Consider the following 2,783-nt stretch of genomic DNA (forward strand, 5'->3'; position numbering starts at 1 on the left):
ACGGGGTTGTATGCGGCGTTGGTGTCGGGTGGGTGTGTGTTTGTGTCGGGGCTGGATGAGGGTTTGCCGGGGGTGCTGGGTGGGCGTCGTCTGGGTTTCTTGAAGGTGACGCCGAGCCATCTGCCGTTGCTGGAGGCGCTGCCGGGGGAGTGTGTGCCGACGGGCCAGTTGATGGTGGGTGGGGAAGCTCTCGGTTGGGATGCGGTGCAGCGGTGGCGCGAGGCGCACCCGGATGTGGCGGTGGTCAATCACTACGGACCGACGGAGGGGACGGTCGGTTCGGCGCACTACGTGATTGGTCTGGATGAGGGCGACGGGGGTGTGGGTGCGGTTCCGATCGGTCGGTCCTTTGCGACGACGAGGACGTTTGTCCTGGACCGGTTCCTGGAGCCGGTGGCGCCGGGTGTGGTGGGTGAGTTGTATGTGGCAGGCAGTCAGTTGGCCCGCGGGTACCACCAGCGCCCGGGCCTGACCGGGGAACGCTTCGTGGCGTGCCCGTATGGCGGTCCGGGTGAGCGGATGTACCGGACGGGTGACTTGGTCCGGTGGACGACCGACGGGCAGCTGGTGTTCGTGGGCCGCGCGGACGATCAGGTGAAGCTGCGTGGCTACCGCATCGAGCCGGGCGAGGTCGAGACCGTACTGGCGGCGCACCCCGCAGTGGACCGGGCGGTAGTGCTGGTCCGTGAGGACGTCCCTGGCGACAGGCGTCTGGTGGCCTACGTCGACGCCGACCGTGAGGGTGACGAGGATGACCGACTGACGGCAGAGCTGCGCGCATCCGTGGGGCAGCGGCTGCCGGATTACATGGTGCCGTCCGCGGTCGTAGTGCTCGACGGGATGCCGTTGACGGCGAACGGGAAGGTGGACCGCGCCGCGCTGCCGGCGCCGGAGTTCAGCGGGGATGTGAACGGTCGAGGTCCTGCCACCGTGCTGGAAGAGATCGTGTGCGGGGTGTTCGCAGAGGTGCTGCGGCTGGAACGGGTGGGAGCGGAAGACAATTTCTTCGAACTGGGCGGGCACTCCCTGCTGGCGGTGACCTTGGCGTCCCGGCTGCGCGACCGCGGGTTCGGCGTGTCGGTACGGGCATTGTTCGAGGCGCCGACACCGGCGTCGCTGGCTGCGGCAGCGAGTGCCGGTGGCGGGGGTGTGGTGGAGGCGCCGCCCAACGGAATTCCGGAGGGCGCGGAGGTCATCACGCCGGAGATGCTGCCGCTGGTCGAGCTGACGTCGGCGCAGATCGACCTGGTCTGCGCCTCGGTCGAGGGCGGCGCGGCGAACGTGGCGGACGTGTACCCGCTGGCACCTGTGCAGGAGGGCTTCTTCTTCCACCATTTGCTGGCCGGACCTGGTGGAACGGATGTCTATTTCGAGGGGATCGTGCTGGGCTTTGACAGTCGTGAGCGGCTGGACGGGTTCCTGGCCGCGTTGCAGCGGATGGTGGGGCGCCACGACATCTACCGGACCGGGGTGGTGTGGGAAGGGCTGCCCGAGCCGGTGCAGGTGGTCTGGCGGCGTGCCGTTGTCCCGGTGACCGAGGTGACCCTGTCGCGCGACGGGGATCCGGTGGCAGAGCTACGGGCCATCGCCGGGCGGTGGATCGACCTGCGAGACGCGCCGTTGGTACGGGTGCATGTGGCCGCGGAGCCGAACAGCGAGCGTAGCGACCGCTGGATGGGCTTGGTGCAGGTGCACCACCTCCTCCAGGACCACACCGCACTGGAAGCGGTGCTTCGAGAGGTCGCGGCGTTCATGGAGGGGCGCGACGACGAGCTGTCGGCACCACTGCCGTTCCGTGACTTCGTGGCCCAGGCCCGGTTGGGGGTCTCCCGCGCGGAGCACGAGGAGTACTTCACGGAGCTGTTGGGTGACGTGACGGAGTCGACGCTGCCGTTCGGCCTGTCCGATGCTCGTGGCGATGGCTCCGATCTGGAGCAGGCGAGGCTGAGCGTGGATGCCGGGCTGGTGGTACGGGTGCGCGAGCAGGCCCGTGAGCTCGGCGTGAGTCCGGCGACGTTGTTCCATGTGGCGTATGCACGAGTGCTGGCGAGCCTGGCCGGCCGGACGGACGTGGTGTTCGGGACCGTGCTGCTGGGCCGCATGAACGCTGGGCGGGGTGCGGATCGGAATCTGGGCCCGTTCATGAACACCCTGCCGGTACGGGCCGATGTCGCCGACGGTGACGTGGTGGGTGCGGTGCGGGCGATGCAGGCCCAGCTGGCCGGCCTGCTGGTGCACGAACACGCTCCCCTCGCCCTGGCGCAGAAGGCCAGCAGCGTCCCCGCACGCGCCCCGCTGTTCACCTCCATCTTCAATTACCGCAACAGCCAGCGGTGGGGTGCTCTGCCGAACGGCGGTGACAGGGTCGGATTGGCCGGCGTGTCCGTGGTGCACCGGAGGGGAGGCACCAACTACCCGTTGACCGTGGCAGTGGACGACATGGGCTCTGGGTTCGGGCTGACGGTCGACGCCCTTGAGCCGGGCGATCCCGAGTTGGTGTGCGGGTTGATGCACACGGCGGTCGAGAGTCTCGTCGAGGCTTTGGAGAACGCGCCGAGCACGGGGCTGCAGGGGCTTGAGGTGTTGTCGGAGGCTGAGCGGGATCGGGTGTTGGTTGGGTGGAATGAGTCGAGTGTGGTGGAGGCGTCGGGTGTGGTGGAGGCGTCGGGTGTGGTGCCGGAGTTGTTCGCTGAGCGGGTGGTGCGGGATCCGGGTGCGGTGGCGGTGGTGGATGTGCGGGTGGAGTTGTCGTATGGGGAGTTGGATGAGCGGGCGTCTCGGTT

The 2,783-nt window shown here is 68.6% G+C and carries 1 protein-coding gene; it reads left to right on the top strand.

The features are described from left to right. Window positions 1-42: 42 nt before the first annotated feature. Window positions 43-2,783 (top strand): condensation domain-containing protein (locus ACFC1X_RS40645; protein WP_376364780.1); only part of this gene is annotated, 2,741 nt, incomplete at its 3' end.

Origin of the sequence: Streptomyces sp. NPDC056128 (genome assembly GCF_042263835.1) — a bacterium.
Lineage (GTDB): Bacteria > Actinomycetota > Actinomycetes > Streptomycetales > Streptomycetaceae > Streptomyces.